General features: G+C 29.9%; 11 protein-coding genes. 1 reads left to right on the top strand and 10 read right to left on the bottom strand.

Going from position 1 to position 15,270, the window contains the following annotated elements:
* Positions 1–92 precede the first annotated feature (92 nt).
* The 7 genes from I4V16_RS14805 to I4V16_RS14775 all read right to left on the bottom strand — a co-directional run bounded on the left by I4V16_RS14805 (position 93) and on the right by I4V16_RS14775 (position 6,961).
* Positions 93–575: a GNAT family N-acetyltransferase gene (locus I4V16_RS14805; protein ID WP_195542131.1), complete on the bottom strand. Its 483-nt coding sequence runs from the start codon at positions 573–575 to the stop codon at positions 93–95.
* 81 nt (positions 576–656) lie between these two features.
* A complete protein-coding gene (locus I4V16_RS14800) occupies positions 657–1,988 on the bottom strand; it encodes an FAD-dependent oxidoreductase (RefSeq protein ID WP_049179527.1) in 1,332 nt (443 codons plus the stop codon).
* A gap of 129 nt (positions 1,989–2,117) precedes the next feature.
* Positions 2,118–2,645 (bottom strand): molybdenum cofactor guanylyltransferase, encoded by a 528-nt coding sequence (locus I4V16_RS14795; protein ID WP_242979713.1) that lies wholly within the window; start codon positions 2,643–2,645, stop codon positions 2,118–2,120.
* Between the two features lie 25 nt (positions 2,646–2,670).
* Positions 2,671–3,102 carry a hypothetical protein gene (locus I4V16_RS14790; RefSeq protein WP_049179529.1) on the bottom strand — a complete coding sequence of 144 codons (432 nt, stop codon included), beginning with the start codon at positions 3,100–3,102 and terminating at the stop codon, positions 2,671–2,673.
* A 131-nt stretch (positions 3,103–3,233) separates the two neighbouring features.
* Positions 3,234–4,457: an FAD-dependent oxidoreductase gene (locus I4V16_RS14785; RefSeq protein WP_099328823.1), complete on the bottom strand. Its 1,224-nt coding sequence runs from the start codon at positions 4,455–4,457 to the stop codon at positions 3,234–3,236.
* Positions 4,454–4,870 carry a 4Fe-4S dicluster domain-containing protein gene (locus I4V16_RS14780; RefSeq protein ID WP_049179531.1) on the bottom strand — a complete coding sequence of 139 codons (417 nt, stop codon included), beginning with the start codon at positions 4,868–4,870 and terminating at the stop codon, positions 4,454–4,456. Before I4V16_RS14780 ends, I4V16_RS14785 begins: the two co-directional genes overlap by 4 nt.
* A 12-nt stretch (positions 4,871–4,882) precedes the next feature.
* Positions 4,883–6,961, bottom strand: coding sequence for a nitrate reductase (locus I4V16_RS14775; protein WP_195966923.1), 2,079 nt, complete (start codon positions 6,959–6,961; stop codon positions 4,883–4,885).
* A 270-nt stretch (positions 6,962–7,231) separates the two neighbouring features.
* Between I4V16_RS14775 and I4V16_RS14770 the strand changes: the two genes are divergently transcribed.
* Positions 7,232–7,384: a hypothetical protein gene (locus I4V16_RS14770; RefSeq protein WP_165438810.1), complete on the top strand. Its 153-nt coding sequence runs from the start codon at positions 7,232–7,234 to the stop codon at positions 7,382–7,384.
* Between the two features lie 91 nt (positions 7,385–7,475).
* Here I4V16_RS14770 and I4V16_RS14765 read toward each other — a convergent pair whose 3' ends face one another.
* From I4V16_RS14765 to I4V16_RS14755, 3 genes are all read right to left on the bottom strand, one after another.
* Positions 7,476–7,628, bottom strand: coding sequence for a zinc-ribbon domain-containing protein (locus I4V16_RS14765; protein WP_027097005.1), 153 nt, complete (start codon positions 7,626–7,628; stop codon positions 7,476–7,478).
* A 147-nt stretch (positions 7,629–7,775) separates the two neighbouring features.
* Positions 7,776–8,720 (bottom strand): 1,4-dihydroxy-2-naphthoate polyprenyltransferase, encoded by a 945-nt coding sequence (menA, locus tag I4V16_RS14760; protein ID WP_111937366.1) that lies wholly within the window; start codon positions 8,718–8,720, stop codon positions 7,776–7,778.
* 163 nt (positions 8,721–8,883) lie between these two features.
* The coding region (locus I4V16_RS14755) for an NPCBM/NEW2 domain-containing protein (RefSeq protein WP_195966920.1) at positions 8,884–15,270 on the bottom strand (6,387 nt) is incomplete at its 5' end.

The raw sequence follows: 15,270 nt of genomic DNA, 5'->3' as shown, positions 1-15,270 counted from the left end.
TATAATATAGCGTAATAGGACGTTCAGATTCCTAGCGTAATATATTAAAAGAGAGAGCTAATTGAAGCTCTCTCTTTATCGTCATCGCTTTTCTATAAAAGCTTTTGCCAATATCCAACGTTTAGCCACTTATTATTTTTAAATCCTATTTCCTCAAACTCTGCTATCTTTTTAAATCCAAACTTTTCATGAAGTGATATACTTTCTGTATTGGGAATTGTTATTCCTGAAACAATAGTATGTACCCCATAACCTTTAGAAACCTCTAATAACTGGCCAAACAGTTCCTTTCCTATCCCATGCCCCTTTTCATTACTATCTAAATAAATAGATGCTTCATTTGAATATCTATAAGCAGATCTACTATGCCATCCACTTAAGTATGCATATCCAATAACTTGTCCATCTCTTTCGTAAACAATCCAAGGATGCTTAGCCGTCTTTTCAATTATTCTTTCTTCCATATCATCTACCGTTAACTGCTTTTCTTCAAAGGTTATATTTGTGTTTAATATATAGTAATTGTATATATCAACTATCGCCTTTGCATCACTCAACTTCACTTCCCTAATCATAAATAGCCCCCTCTTCCATAGTTTTTATTTAATTATAACAAAAAATGGCTAAGATTTTTATCCTAGCCATTTATTTTTATTTTATAAAGCTTCTAATGCAATAGCATTTAATAAGCTCCATGGTTTATTAAAGTGTGGTTGGAAGAAGAAATCAGTCATTGCTAATTCTTCAACTGTCATTTTATTTTGAATTACAACTGATAAAGTATTCATCATTTGTGTCAGATCAATCTTTGATATAATTTGACCTCCCAATATTTCTCTCGTATCTTTGTTATATACAAGTTTAACCATTGCTTCTTCAAAAGTAGGCATAAACTCTGGTCTATAATTATCTTTAATGGAAACAGAAGCAACATTAAAATTAGTTGTAGCCTTAGCTACTTCTTCTGTCATTCCAGTAGATGCAATACATTGGTCATATATTTTGATACCTGAAGTTCCTTGAGTTCCCATATACTTAAGTGTAGGCTTCTCAATATTTCTTGCTACTAAAGTCCCCATTCTAACTGCATTTGTAGCTAGAGGAATATATCTTTCTTCATTAGCAGGATTATATTTAACAACACAGCAATCACCAGCTGCAAATACATCTTCTCTACTTGTTCTCATATATTCATCAATTATTATTGCACCATTCTTTAATGTATCTAACTTACCTTGAACAATCTTAGTTGCTGGAGCAAATCCAATACAAAGTACTACTAAATCTCCTTCATAACTTCCCTTATCAGTTACAACTTTTTGAACTTTACCATTCTCTCCTTCAAATCTTGCAACCTTTTCTCCAAGAACTAATTTAACACCCTTAGACTTAAATTCATTTTCAGCTATATCTGTGAATTCCTTATCTAAGTATTTTGCCATTATTCTTTCTTCAGCATCAATTAAAGTAACCTTCTTACCCTTTAATTCAAAGGCTTCAGCAAGTTCAACTCCTATATATCCAGCACCAATAACAACTACATTTTTAGCATGTTCTGTCTTTTTAACAATAACTTCTGCATGGTCATGATTCTTACATAAAACTATATTTTCTAAATCTCCACCTTCAAACTTTGGTACTATTGGCCAAGACCCTATAGTTAAAACCAGTTTATCATAGTAATCTTCAAATTCTTCTCCATTTAATAAATTCTTAACCCTTAACTTTTTATTATCAAAATCTATATCTAAGACATCATGTTTCATTTTAGTTACTACACCAGACTTAGCTAAATTTTCTGGAGAGTTATAAAATAATTTCTCCGGTTCAGCTATTACTCCACCAACTTGTAAAGCTATTCCACAAGAAAGAAAAGAAATATTATCATTTCTTTCATATATAGTAACATCACATTCTGGATGCATTTCCTTTAAATTAACTACTGTTGCTGTTCCAGCATGAGTACAACCTACAACTACAACTTTCATTGTTTCTCCTCCTTGGATAATTTATTTCTATTAATAATAATTCTCCTTAATTGTATATCTTAAATAATTATTTGTAAATGTTAATTTTTTATCATTATATCTGTTACATATCTATTATCTCACTATAAATCAGCTATTATTCCTAATTCCTTTCATTTGCATACTCTTAGAACAAATATCTATGTAATCTTCCAAATTGTTTACATTTCCAAAGAAAGTACTCTCCTTTGGAAATATATATCTAACACTTATACACTTTAATAGTTCTTTTACTGAATAACTTTTCTTTTCAATTAAGGTTCTTATTGTATTATTTACTTTTTTATCATACACTCCACAAAGAGGTTGAGATGAACCATTAGTAAAGGTTATTAAAGCATCTTCATTAAATTCATATGTACCTAGTTTTTTTATATATTCTTCCCGTACTAATGGCATATCACTTGAAAGTATTACAACCTTACTGTTTCTACTTTCATTTAAAGATTTATACATTCCTGAAATCGGACCTATATCTTGAATATCATCTTCAACTATTTTGGATATACCACTATAATTACTAAATAATTTTTTATCACTACATGAAATTATAATTTCGTCAAAATTTGATATTTTCTCTATAATAATGTCCAAAAACTTTTTCTCTCCTATCTTCAAAAAAGCTTTATTTTTATATCCTTTACTACTTTTTCCCCCACATAGAATAATTGCAGTCCTTTTTATCAACATGTTTACCATCCTTCATTAATTTAATTTGTTTTATCATACTTTCTAAGTTTTCATCCATAGTTTTCTTTAGGGAATTTAAACACCCACTAAGCCCTAAGATATATCTTTTTGAATCAAAAGCTATAAATATATTGTCAGTTTTACTTAAATCTTTTTTCCAAAAAACTTGATGAAAATTTTTATCAATTGCTTCTTTTCTTACTTTATCTAAATTAGATGTATAAATAATAGTTCCATTAAAGTTATTATATAAATTATCTTCCTTAATAACTTCTCCTCCAAAGGCTATTATTTTTTCTGTTATATATCTTTCTACTTCTACTGCCCTATCTTCAATAATTATTGCCACAGGGATTCTATTTAAATCATTTTGACACTTATCCATATACCAATTCCCCCAACTTATTTCTCTCATATATTTCTATTCATAAAAAAAGAGAAATTGCTATTAACAACTTCCCTTTTAACACAATATTATTTACTTTTAATTTATTTCTTTAATTGCAAGCCCAGTTTTTAATAAGTAAATTCCAAATTCTCTTTTATATTAAAAAAGTCTGCATAATCAATATCAAATAAAGGTTTCTTAACCCTAGATACATCTATTTTCTCTTTAATAAGTTGGGTTAAAACACCAGCATAAGATAAATCACCTTGAATTATAGCTCCATAAATCTTTCCTTCTTTGTGAATTATCTTCTTATAATCTTCACCTTCAACATCAATAACTTCTTCATAACTATCATCAGGCTTAATTACTGTACCTAAAGACATTGTAGCTAAATTACATATATTCATGGTGTTCTTGCTTCCAAAAAAGTCTGTCATAAATAATTCCCTACCAAGCATATTGCTGGCAGCAATTATTCCTTCTTTAACAGCAGTTGGCCATATTGGATTGCGTCCAGTAACATCACCTGCACCATAAACATCTTTAGTATCTGTTTCACCTTTTTCATTTATAACTAACCCAAACTTATCACAGTCTATCCCTGCATCCTTTATGAAACCTACATTTGATCTAACACCAGTTGCTACAATTACCAAATCACAGGGTACTTTTTCTCCTGTATTCAACTCAAGTTCCTTTGGCTTATTATCTTCATCAACTATAAGTTTCTCAGCTCTTACACCAAATCTTAAGTCTACTCCTCTTTCTTCTAACCTTTTGTTATAGGCATCTGCTGCATAATGATCTAATTGAAGTGGAAGAATTCTATCTCCCATTTCTACCAAATGAATTTTAACATCATACTTTAGTAAACCTGCTATTGCATCTATTCCTACTAGCCCTCCACCTAAAACTATAACATCCTTAATATTAGGTAATAAATCTTTTATTAAAATAGCATCTTCTAAATTTCTAAGACCTACAACATTTTTAGCTTCTCTTAGGTTTTCAATAGGAGGAATAAAAGATGATGAACCAGGTGCAAGACATACTTTATCATACTCAACCTCTTCACCATTGTCTAAACTAAGCTTATGCCCCTTTGGATCTATTTTTATTACTTCTCTACCTTTAATCCACTTAACACCATAAACTTTAAAGAAGTCATAAGGAGCAAAATTCAAATCGTCGATACTTCTAACATCTTCAATATAGTGATGTAATATACATCTAGAAACTACATGTTCATCCTTAGAAATCAACGTAATTTCAACATCTTTATTTAATTCCCTTAAAGTCTTTGCACAGCTAATTCCAGCTGCTGAAGCACCAACTACTACACACCTCATATTTCTTGTACCTCCTCTAAAGTAATAGCATTTGTAGGACACCTTGCGACACATTGAGGATATTTTTCTTCAGTATTTCTGCACATATCACACTTCATAATAACGTGATTTGTTCTAGCATCCGTTTTTAGCACTCCATAAGGACATGCCATTATACACATAAAACAGTGTGCACATCTTGATTCATCATATAAAACATATCCTGTTTCATTATCCCTGCTCATAGCACCAGACATACAGGTATAAACACATTCTGGTCTATCACAATGTCTACAGAAAATAGGAGAATATCTTCCATCACTATTAATAGCTATTCTATTTCTTGTATCATGGCCTCCATGGGAAACAATACAGGCTGTAGTACATGTTAAACATCCAATACATTTCTTTCTATCTATTTTTATTCTTTTCATTTATTCTCCCTCCTATATTGCCTTCTTAATATTTACATGAATAAATTTATATGAAGGCTCTTTTGAATAAGGATCATAAACTGATGGAGTAAGCTTATTACATTCTATGTAATGCATTGGAGCATATATATGATTTTTCTTAACTGTCCTAGAAAGCTTTGCTATAAATGTAGCACTTTCTCCATTTTGTGAATCTACAATAACCTTATCATTCTCTTTAATTCCGTACTCTTCTGCTAGTTCTGGATGAATATTTATATAAGCTTCCCCTGGAACTATTGCAGTTACAAATTCAATCTCATTAGTTCTTGTTTGTGTATGCCATTGACCAACGGTTCCTCTTCCAGTATTAAAATAGTATGGATAATCTTCACTTGGCTTTGGATTTTCTTCTGCTACCTCTTCATATATAAACTTAGCTTTCCCACTAGGAGTAAAGAACCTATTATCTTCATATAGTCTTCTTTGATTACTCTTTAATTCATCACCCTTTTTAAATGGCCATTGAATTCCATCACCGTCTTTTAACATATCATACTCAATTCCTGTGAAATCACAAGGCATTCCCTTAGTACATTCCCTTATGGTATTAAAGGCATCTTCAGGTGTTTTCCACTTATCTAGATATTTTCCCATACCTAGAGCCTTACCTACCCCTAAGAAAATATCATAATCAGTATATTCATTCTCTTCCTTTCTTAAAGCTGGAACCACCCTTGATAAACGTCTTTCACTATTTATTAAAACGCCCTCTTTCTTAAGTCCAGATTGAGAAGGTAATAATAAATGGCACATCTTAACACTTTCAGTATTATCATAAATATCTTGAACTACAAAGAACTCTAAATGTTCAGTAGCTTCCCTAAACTTTCTACTATTAGTCCATGAAACTATTGGATTAGTAGCAACAATCCACAATCCCTTTATTTCTCCAGTAATGCATCTTTCTATTATTTGATCATATGGAATTGTTGGTTTTGTTGGAAGCATTTCTTCAGGCATATCTAAAGCTTTAGATATTGCCTTTCTTCTATTCTCATTATCATAATCTCCACCACCATAAAAACCTGTGGTATTACTAAACAATCTTGAACCCATAGCATTACATTGACCAGTTATAGAGTTAGCCCCTGTTCCTGGCCTTCCAATATTTCCAGTCATAATTGCAAGATTAATTATTGCTTGTGCTGTTCTAACTGCTTGATAAGATTGATTTACCCCCATAGTCCACCAGAAAGATACTCTCTTTCCTTCATGGATTGTTTCTGCTAATTTTTCAACTCTTCCCTTTAATATTCCCGTTTTTTCTTCTACATCATCTAAAGTATATTTTTTAACATGCTCCTTAAAGCCTTCAAAATCTTCTGTATACTTTTCTATATAATCTTTATCTATCCAATCTTTTTCTATAAGATAATTAGCTAATGTGTAAAGTAATCTTAAATCTGCTTTCGGCTTAATATCTACCCATTCATCTGCTCTAATTGCAGTTTCTGATTGTCTTGGATCTATTACAATTATCTTTGGATTATTCTTGTTATTTCTAACTCTAGTCCAAAGGATAGGATGAGCTACAACTGGATTTGCTCCAATGAATATTAAAGTATCTGATAATTCTAAATCATCAAAGGTATATGGTGGTGCATCAAAACCATAACTTTGCTTATGTGCAACTACTGAAGTAGCCATACATAGTCGTGTATTACCATCACCATTCATTCCAAGATAGTTTCTACCTATATGACCTAACAAAGCCATTTCTTCTGTTGTAAGCTGACCTGTACTTATAAATGCTACACTTTCTCTTCCGTACTTATCTTGAAGTTCTTTTATTTTAGAAGCCATTACCTTAAATGCTTCATCCCAAGATATTTGTTCCATCTCTCCATCTTTTCCTCTTACTAAAGGATAAACAGGATTGGGAAATTTAGTATTTTGTTTATCTAAGTTTAATCCCTTAATACAACAGAAACCATTATTTACTGGATATCCTTGTGTTGGTACTACAGAGACTATTTCATTATCTTCTACATTGAAGTCAATGTTACAAGCTATTGAACAATAATTACAAGTTGATTGAACTTTCTTCATATCCACTATACAACTCCATTTCATTAAATTTCTTAATTTAGTCTTTGTAGTAATTTAAGCATTTATACCCATCATTATAAAACATAAATTAATATGTAGCTCATATGAATTAACTACAGCCATGACTTTATGGAATAAGATGTAATTCAGTTCTTCATAAATACAAGTATTTTATAAACTTTATAATTATTAATCAACGATTATTCTTTTGAATATAATATTATTAAAGGAAAAATATATTTAGATTTTAAATGAATGGAGATGTTTTTTATGAAGGATAAAGAAACTTTAAATGAATCTAATTTTTACGGTCAAGTTTTAGAAGAAGAAAAGAAGGCTGATACATCAAAGCCATGTGATCCAAGCAATCCTGACTATCCTTGGGTTTCATGTGGAATAGAGAAAAATAAGGAGAAGGAATAGATTAAATAAAGTTAGTGATTTCAATTATAATTATAATTTTCTAAAAAACAAAAAAGGTTGTAGTTTAAACTACAACCTGAAAAATCTAAAATTATCTTCTATTTTGTTCTTTTTTAGCTCTTCTACAAGCTACGCATCTTGTTGGTTCATTTTCGAATCCTTTTTCTTTGTAGAATTCTTGTTCTCCTACTGAAAATACGAATTCACTTCCACAATCTCTACATACTAATGTCTTATCTGTCATAAATATTCCTCCTAAAATTAAAGAATGTACATGGATATAATAATCTCTAATTTTCGAGAAACTATCTATCTATATAAAACTTTTTTTGTTAGCATCTTTGCTACTTGTTTAGTATATCATGTTCTTTTCCAAATAGCAACATTTATTTTAAATTAGGCATCCTATAATTATTGTAGCTATATAAATAACATTAGTTATTACAAAATTCTTAACAGCTAATACAAAAGTATCCTTTTTGGTTTGTAGTTCAAAAAATCTTTTAATATTTGCATTAACAGGCTTTATAGCTACTAATGCCAGGATTGATACTATTGGTAAAATTGCAAGAACAACACCAACAACTATACCTATAAATCCTATGTAATATAATGCTCTAAATAATTTTAACGCTTTTTCTTTGCCTATGTATATTGGTAATGTAAATCTTCTATTTACGAAGTCATCATCTATATCACAAATGTTATTTGCTAACATTATATTTGATATACCTGTAATTGCTGGAATAGTAATTATGAAAATAGACATTATCATTTTTATATCAATTAATACACTGAAGTTCCAATTACTTATATTAATATTTAATACACCTTGATCAAATATATGTATATATACAGCTAAAAATGTTATAAAGAATCCCATTGTTAAGCCTGAAAAGATTTCACCAAATGGAGTTCTTGAAATTGGAATAGGACCAAATGAATAAAATATCCCTATACCAAAGCATACTACTCCTATTATAAGAATTGCTATATCAGTATTTAAAAATAACATTATTCCTAAAGTAGCTGATATTATTAACATTGTTATTATAATTCCTAAAACTCTTTTTGGCTTTAATCCATACTTAGTTATAGCATTATGCTCTTCATATCCAAAGCCTTCTTTTTTAATAGCTTTCGTATAATCTACATAATTGTTTATTGCTGTAGTGGTCATATCAAAAACTATCATTGATAAAAAGAATAACACAGCTTGTTTTGCATTAAAATTATCAAATTTATATAATGCAAAAACTGTACCTAAAATATATGGGATTACACTTGCAACCTTTGTTTGAATCTCTACTAGTCTAAAAAAACTTGTTATTCCCATTAACAAACTTCCTCCTTTGTTTATTTTAAATATCTTTATTTTTCACTTTATAATATCATAAAAAAAGTGACCCCTCCACCCTTTAGCGAAGAAGTCACTTTTTAATTCATACCGCAATTAACTACAATCCCACTTATATAATCTAAGTGGGATTGTATATTTACTATTCTACATCAAACATATAAAGTGATTGAGATAAGAAATTATCTTCTTTATCTTCATATACTAGATACATACTATAAACAGCCCTATCAAATGTTGAAACATCAAAAGAAATAACTCCATTTTCATCTATTAATTCTTCTAAAGTTAAATTAACAACTTCAAAGTTTTCATTACTTCTTATAATTATTTCTCTTGGTTTTAATCTCTCACCATTTCTGTTTAAAACCTTATAATCTAAAGTTACTGTATTATCTTTTGCATAAAGCATACCCTCTGTTATTATTTGAGGATTTCCATTTAAATCAGTTAATTTTTTAAGATTTTTAAGTGGTGATAAATCCTTAATTTCGTTATATGATATATCTAATTGCTCTAAGTTTTTAGCATATTGTAAGCCTTCTAAGCTTGAAATCCATGCATTTGACACTGATAGCTTTGTTAATTTATACATATCACCAATAGTTATATTATCGCTTAATAAGTTAAGTTCTTTCTTGATACTATCTTTTAAAGACTTATCTTTAATAGTTATAATCTCATTTAAATCTATCTTTTCCTCTAAGTTAGATATAGCTAATTTTAATTCATCAACCATTAAGTTTATTTCATCTTGAGTACTTATTTTATCAGCTAACATCTCTTCAGCTTTCTTTAAAGCCTCCTGTAATACCTTAAAAGATTCCTCACTATATATATCTTGCTCATAATCCTTAACTTCATTTACTAACGACTCTAATTCTTCATAATTACCTTGTACATCATTTGCAAAATGAAGTTTAGCATCTCCCCAAGTAGCATGATCCGATCCATTTCCATTTCCACCATCAGTTACTACAAGCTTCAATTCTTTAGCTCCATTTATATCAACTTCTAAATACTTCATTGGTTCCTTTGAAGTCATTAATCCACTATCAAATTTCTTCGCACCATCTACATATACTTCAAATGAAACTGATCCTACTGTATTATGCATTTGTCTATCTACACCTACATATGAACTGAAGTATCCATAATCTTTATCTGTTAAATCATATGTTATTGTTGAAGTTGAGTGAGCTCCTACCCCTCTTTCAAATGACACTTCTTTTCCATTTTCATCTGTTAATCTTAAAGCATTACCACTTATAGATATATCCTTTTTAGGTACAGTATAGTTATATTGAGCAGCTTTCCAGTCATAGTCTGTTAAGTAGCTATAATCATTCATATCAATTACTGCTATAGTTCTAGTTTTAACTACTTCATTACCATCAGTATCAGTTACCTTATAAGTTATTGGATACTTTCCTGTTTTATTAAAGTTTACTTTGCCAGATACTTCAACCTTATCAGTTATATCTCCATCTTCAGCATCTATTGCACTATATTCTTCATTTAAATCAATTTCTTCTCCAAGCTTAGTTGATAAGGATTTTGGGATAGTTAACTTAGGTTTTGCATTTGTGGTATACACTTTAGTGTCTGCCCATGAAGCAAAATCTCCAAGACCATTTTTATCTGCATCATCTGCTACTAGTTTAAGTTCTTTTACTCCTGTAACATCTAGATTCACAAATTCTGCTTCACTATCTTTTCTTATTACATCTGAAGAATAAACTTCTTCTCCATCTGCAAATATTTTAAATATTATAGTAGTTCTATTATCATCGTAGTTTTTATCAGTACCTAAATATGTTGAGAAATTAGTATAATTTCCATCTAATTTATATACTATTTCTGCATTTGTTGCAGCTCCTATACCCTTATCAAATTCTTTTATTTCGCCATTAACCTTAAGCTTTATTTTTTCACTTAAATTAACTGCTGAATCTTTATTTACATTCTTCCATCCTGATACTGCAGATTCCCATTCTAAATCAGATAAATAATTACTTTCACTATAAACCACAACTTCCCTATCTTTAGTTGTTACATTTCCATCATTATCTGTTATAGAGTAAGTTAAAGTATATTCCCCTGGTCTACTTACATTAAAGTCACCCTTATCTATAGTAACCTTGCTAGTTATATTACCATCTTCTTGGTCATTTGCAGTAACGCCAGAAGTTAAGTCAAACTCACTGTTTAATTTAATATAAGTTATATTTTCAACATCTATTGTTGGGAACTTAGCTCTTATAATTTCTTCAGCCTTGACTAAACCTTCTTCAAACAAGTTAGCTGCTGGATGATTTTTAACCTCTTCTCTCAAAGCTTGTACCTTTTCTAAAGTATTATAGCTATCAGTTACCTCTGTTTTAGTACTATCAGTGAATAAATTTTCCATCTTATTTGCTAAAACATCCTCTTTATAGAAGGACATTTCCCCTATACTAGCCCAATTTTCACTTGCTTCTATAAATTTAAACATTACTCTTCTTGCTGTAGTTTTATTAATTTTGAATTCAATAACGTCATTAACACTTCCAGTATAATCACCTTTCCCTGCTAATATAAAGTCATTTCCTTCTGCTTCATTAGAAGTATATATTTCAAATTTTCTAGCAAATCCTTTTCCACCATTTCTTGCTTTATAGGCTACTCTACTTATTTCCTTACTTTCACCTAAATCAAATATAACTTCATTTTTAAAGGTATCACTGTTTGGTTTATTAGTTTCCCAGTGTGTGTTTGGATTACCATCAATAGCATAATCTATAAAACTATGTGGGTAATTACCTCCATTATTAGTTACTGAAGCTACTGGTATCTTAAATTCTTCATTATACTCATTTAAGCCATCAAATTGACCAAACTTAGATTTATTTACTATGAAATCTTCGTATACTGTAACATATGCTTTCTTATCTACTGTGTTGTTATCACTATCTTTTACTCTATAAACAACTTCAAATCTACCAATCTTGCCTTCTTCATAGTTATTTGAAACAACTTCAATTGCAGGAGTTAACTCATAATCTTCGGCATCCATTGCTTCAACACCTGCCATAAAATCTACAGCTTCACCTAATTTATAAATTTTATCTTCAACTTTAATAACTGGTTTTGCATTATTGGTAGTTAATTTAGGGTTAACAATTACTGAATGGTCTAAAGTATTTCCATTGTCGCTATCAGTAACCTTTATTACTAACTGTTTTACACCTTTTACTGGTACATTTATATAAACCATATTGTTGCTATATTTTAAAGTCTCAGTAGTAGTTAAAACTTTTCCATCACCTAATACTTCAAACTTTATACTAGATGTATCTTGGGCTTCTATTCCTCCGTCAACTCCAAGTAAAGCTTCAAAGTTATCAAAGTCTTCATTTGATAAATCATAAGTTATTGTACCATTTGCGTGGATTCCAATACCTTTTTCAAAGTCTGTAACTTGTCCATTTACCATACCCTTAATAGTAGTATTTCTTCTAGGATTTCCCCATTGAGATTCTGCTGATGTCCACTCTCTATCTGATAAGTACTCATAATCACTTACCACTTCAACTTCTACAGTCTTTTCAACTTCCATTTCATTATCAATTACTGTGTATTTAACTTCATATACCCCATGTTTGCTAGTGTCTACATTATGTTCAACCTTAACATCTGAGCTTATAACATTTCCTTCATAACTTAATGCTTTTATATAATCCATAGGATTAAATTCTTCTCTTAATTTTAAAGTTATCTTTCTTTGTTGAAGCATAATACTTGGTGCAAATGAATCAACCGAAACTGAATCCCCTGTTCCTAAGTTAATATCATAAGGTATTACCTCATACTTAGAATTTTTAGTTATATCTGCATTAGTATCTATAAATGTACTAGTTGAAGTAAATCCTATTAATTCACCATCTCTAAATATTTCATATCCTAGTAAATCTGATTTAACTTTACTATCTACAGCAAATTCTAACTTAATTCCATCTTCCACTCTACTTAATGTAACATCTAAATCAGTATTTTGAGTAAATCCATTTCCTTCATAACCAACCTTGCTATTATTTAAATACCATATCTTCTTATCTGGTTTTGGATATTGACTAGTTTCTTCCCTAGTTTCAGCATTAACTTCAAATCCATGTCTAGCAAAGTATTCACTTAGGTCTTCACCTAATACTTCTGAAGAAAACTTCACTAAATATTGCATCTTAGAATTATCAAGGTTTTCATTATCTAAGGTAACTTGTCTTTCTCTATATATTTTATTTAATTTCCCCCAATAATCAGGCTTATACATTTCTAACTGCCAGAATACAGCTAAATTTTCACCTAATCCACCTTCAGAATATTTATTAGAATTTTCACTTATAACATTTTTATAAACTTCACTTTCAAAAGGTGTTCTGTTATCTAAATTATTGTAATATACAGACATATGAATAGGTAACATATTATTTGTAACTTCCCCATATAATCTTTCATATACATCCATCTTATGACCTATTTCATGAATTAATCCCCAACCAGGTTCATGAACTAATAAGCCAGTCATAGTATCTCCTTGCACCCCTATATGTCCATAAGCTGCATACATATATCCAAATGGTTGTGCCAATCTAACATTTTCTCTTATATACTTAGGATCATTTTTCTCATTGCTTCTATCTAATCCATAATATCTAAAAATCTCTTTCATAAGAGTGTTGTACATATCTATTGTGTCCATAGGATTTACATCTTGCTCTATATATGCTTCATATGCACCAGTTGCTGTACCTGTCCATACTATATGATCACTTACAAATTCAAAAACATCTAATACCTCTCTATCTAAAACATCAGGATGTTTCTCTATATCTTCGTCAATAGCTTTCTTATATTCTATTAAGAAATTCTTAAATTCTTCTACATTAGTATCTGCTGTAAAGAATGGGAACTTATCTCCTGATGCAAATCTTATAACTGGAGCCTTAGATTGCTCTTCACTTGTATATGGATTTGTTATATATATTGATCCTCCCCTAGTTACATCATGGTTATACCAATTATCTACTGGAATGTCTGGAACCGTTAATATATTCTCTCCTACTTTTAAATCCACAGTTTTTGACCAGTTACCAAAGCTACCTTCTTGTTGAGAGAACACTAATTTGGGTAGGGGATCTGTTGGATTTGCATCTACATAAACAATTATCTCATCACCAGGTTTTGCAGATATACCTGTTGGTTGATTATTATTACCAAATCCAAACTTTAAGTTATTTTTAGCATGTGCAACCATATCTCCATGTTGCTCTGCTGTAATAACTTTTACAGTTTCTATTTCACCTCTAAGTACTTTATTAGCTAATTCAAATGATTCTTTAAATAAATCCTCTAAAGGATGTCCCTTAGCTTCATCTTTTAAAGCCTGTAATTTTTCTTCAGTATTAAAATCTTCTGATAGTTCATTCATTAATCCATTAGTAAATAAGCTATCAACCTTATCCGCAATTTTATCTTGTTTATAGAATACTATTTCTGATAATGTAGCCCATTTTTGATCTGAATCTTTAAATTTAAATTTCACTCTTCTAAACCTAGTTGGACTAAACTTTGCTTCAACTAATCCAGATACCTTATCATGTTTACCAGTTGCTATAAGTTGATATGTATCCCCTACAGTTGTTGTAGAAGCATATATCTCAAACTCATTAGCAAATCCTTTATTATCAGACTTTCTTGCTCCATATACTATTCTATTTAACTCTACAGTTTCATTAAATTCTACTTCAACTTCATTTGTAAACTCATTTGAATTATATGTGTTTGTTTCCCAATAGGTATCTAAATTACCGTCTATAGCATTAGTTATTACTTGTGAATTATAATGCCTTCCATTATTTTTGATTCCTTTTATATTGCTATTATCCATTTTAAATAAGCTTGAGTATTCTTCATTAGAATAATAGCCAAACTTTTGAGTAACTGCTTTTGTAGGTTCTATCTTTTGTTGATTTAATAATTCATTAGCATTCTCTAAGCTCTCTTTAAATCTATCATATAAAGGATGAGTTTTTGTTTCCTCTTCTAAAGCCTGTAATTTTTCTTTAGTATTAAACTCTGCTGATAATTCATTCTTTAATTCATTAGTAAATAATCCTTCAACCTTATCAGCCACTTTATCTTGTTTGTAAAATGCTATTTCTGATAATGTAGCCCAATTCTGATCTGAATCTTTAAATTTAAATTTCACTCTTCTAAACTTAGTTGGATTAAACTTTGCTTCAACTAATCCAGATACTTTATCATGATTACCAGTTGCTACAAGTTGATATGTCTCTCCTGCAGATGTTGTAGAAGCATATATCTCAAACTCATTAGCAAATCCTTTATTATCAGACTTTCTTGCTCCATATACTATTCTATTTAACTCTACAGTTTCATTAAATTCTACTTCAACTTCATTTGTAAACTCATTTGAATTATATGTGTTTGTTTCCCAATAGGTATCTAAATTACCGTCTATAGCATTAGC

The organism is Clostridium sp. 1001283B150210_160208_E6 (assembly GCF_015669365.1).
Classification (GTDB): Bacteria; Bacillota; Clostridia; order Clostridiales; family Clostridiaceae; genus Clostridium; species Clostridium paraputrificum.
The sequence above is the reverse complement of the archived record's forward strand: the minus strand, read 5'-3'. Positions and strand labels throughout refer to the sequence as shown.

What these genes read in the sequence shown, in the direction of transcription:
- I4V16_RS14805 (WP_195542131.1), bottom strand. Translation starts at nt 575, where the DNA reads ATGATTAGGGAAGTGAAGTTGAGTGATGCAAAGGCGATAGTTGATATA.
- I4V16_RS14800 (WP_049179527.1), bottom strand. Translation starts at nt 1,988, where the DNA reads ATGAAAGTTGTAGTTGTAGGTTGTACTCATGCTGGAACAGCAACAGTA.
- I4V16_RS14790 (WP_049179529.1), bottom strand. Translation starts at nt 3,102, where the DNA reads ATGGATAAGTGTCAAAATGATTTAAATAGAATCCCTGTGGCAATAATT.
- I4V16_RS14785 (WP_099328823.1), bottom strand. Translation starts at nt 4,457, where the DNA reads ATGAGGTGTGTAGTAGTTGGTGCTTCAGCAGCTGGAATTAGCTGTGCA.
- I4V16_RS14780 (WP_049179531.1), bottom strand. Translation starts at nt 4,870, where the DNA reads ATGAAAAGAATAAAAATAGATAGAAAGAAATGTATTGGATGTTTAACA.
- I4V16_RS14775 (WP_195966923.1), bottom strand. Translation starts at nt 6,961, where the DNA reads ATGAAGAAAGTTCAATCAACTTGTAATTATTGTTCAATAGCTTGTAAC.
- I4V16_RS14770 (WP_165438810.1), top strand. Translation starts at nt 7,232, where the DNA reads ATGAAGGATAAAGAAACTTTAAATGAATCTAATTTTTACGGTCAAGTT.
- I4V16_RS14765 (WP_027097005.1), bottom strand. Translation starts at nt 7,628, where the DNA reads ATGACAGATAAGACATTAGTATGTAGAGATTGTGGAAGTGAATTCGTA.
- menA (WP_111937366.1), bottom strand. Translation starts at nt 8,720, where the DNA reads ATGGGAATAACAAGTTTTTTTAGACTAGTAGAGATTCAAACAAAGGTT.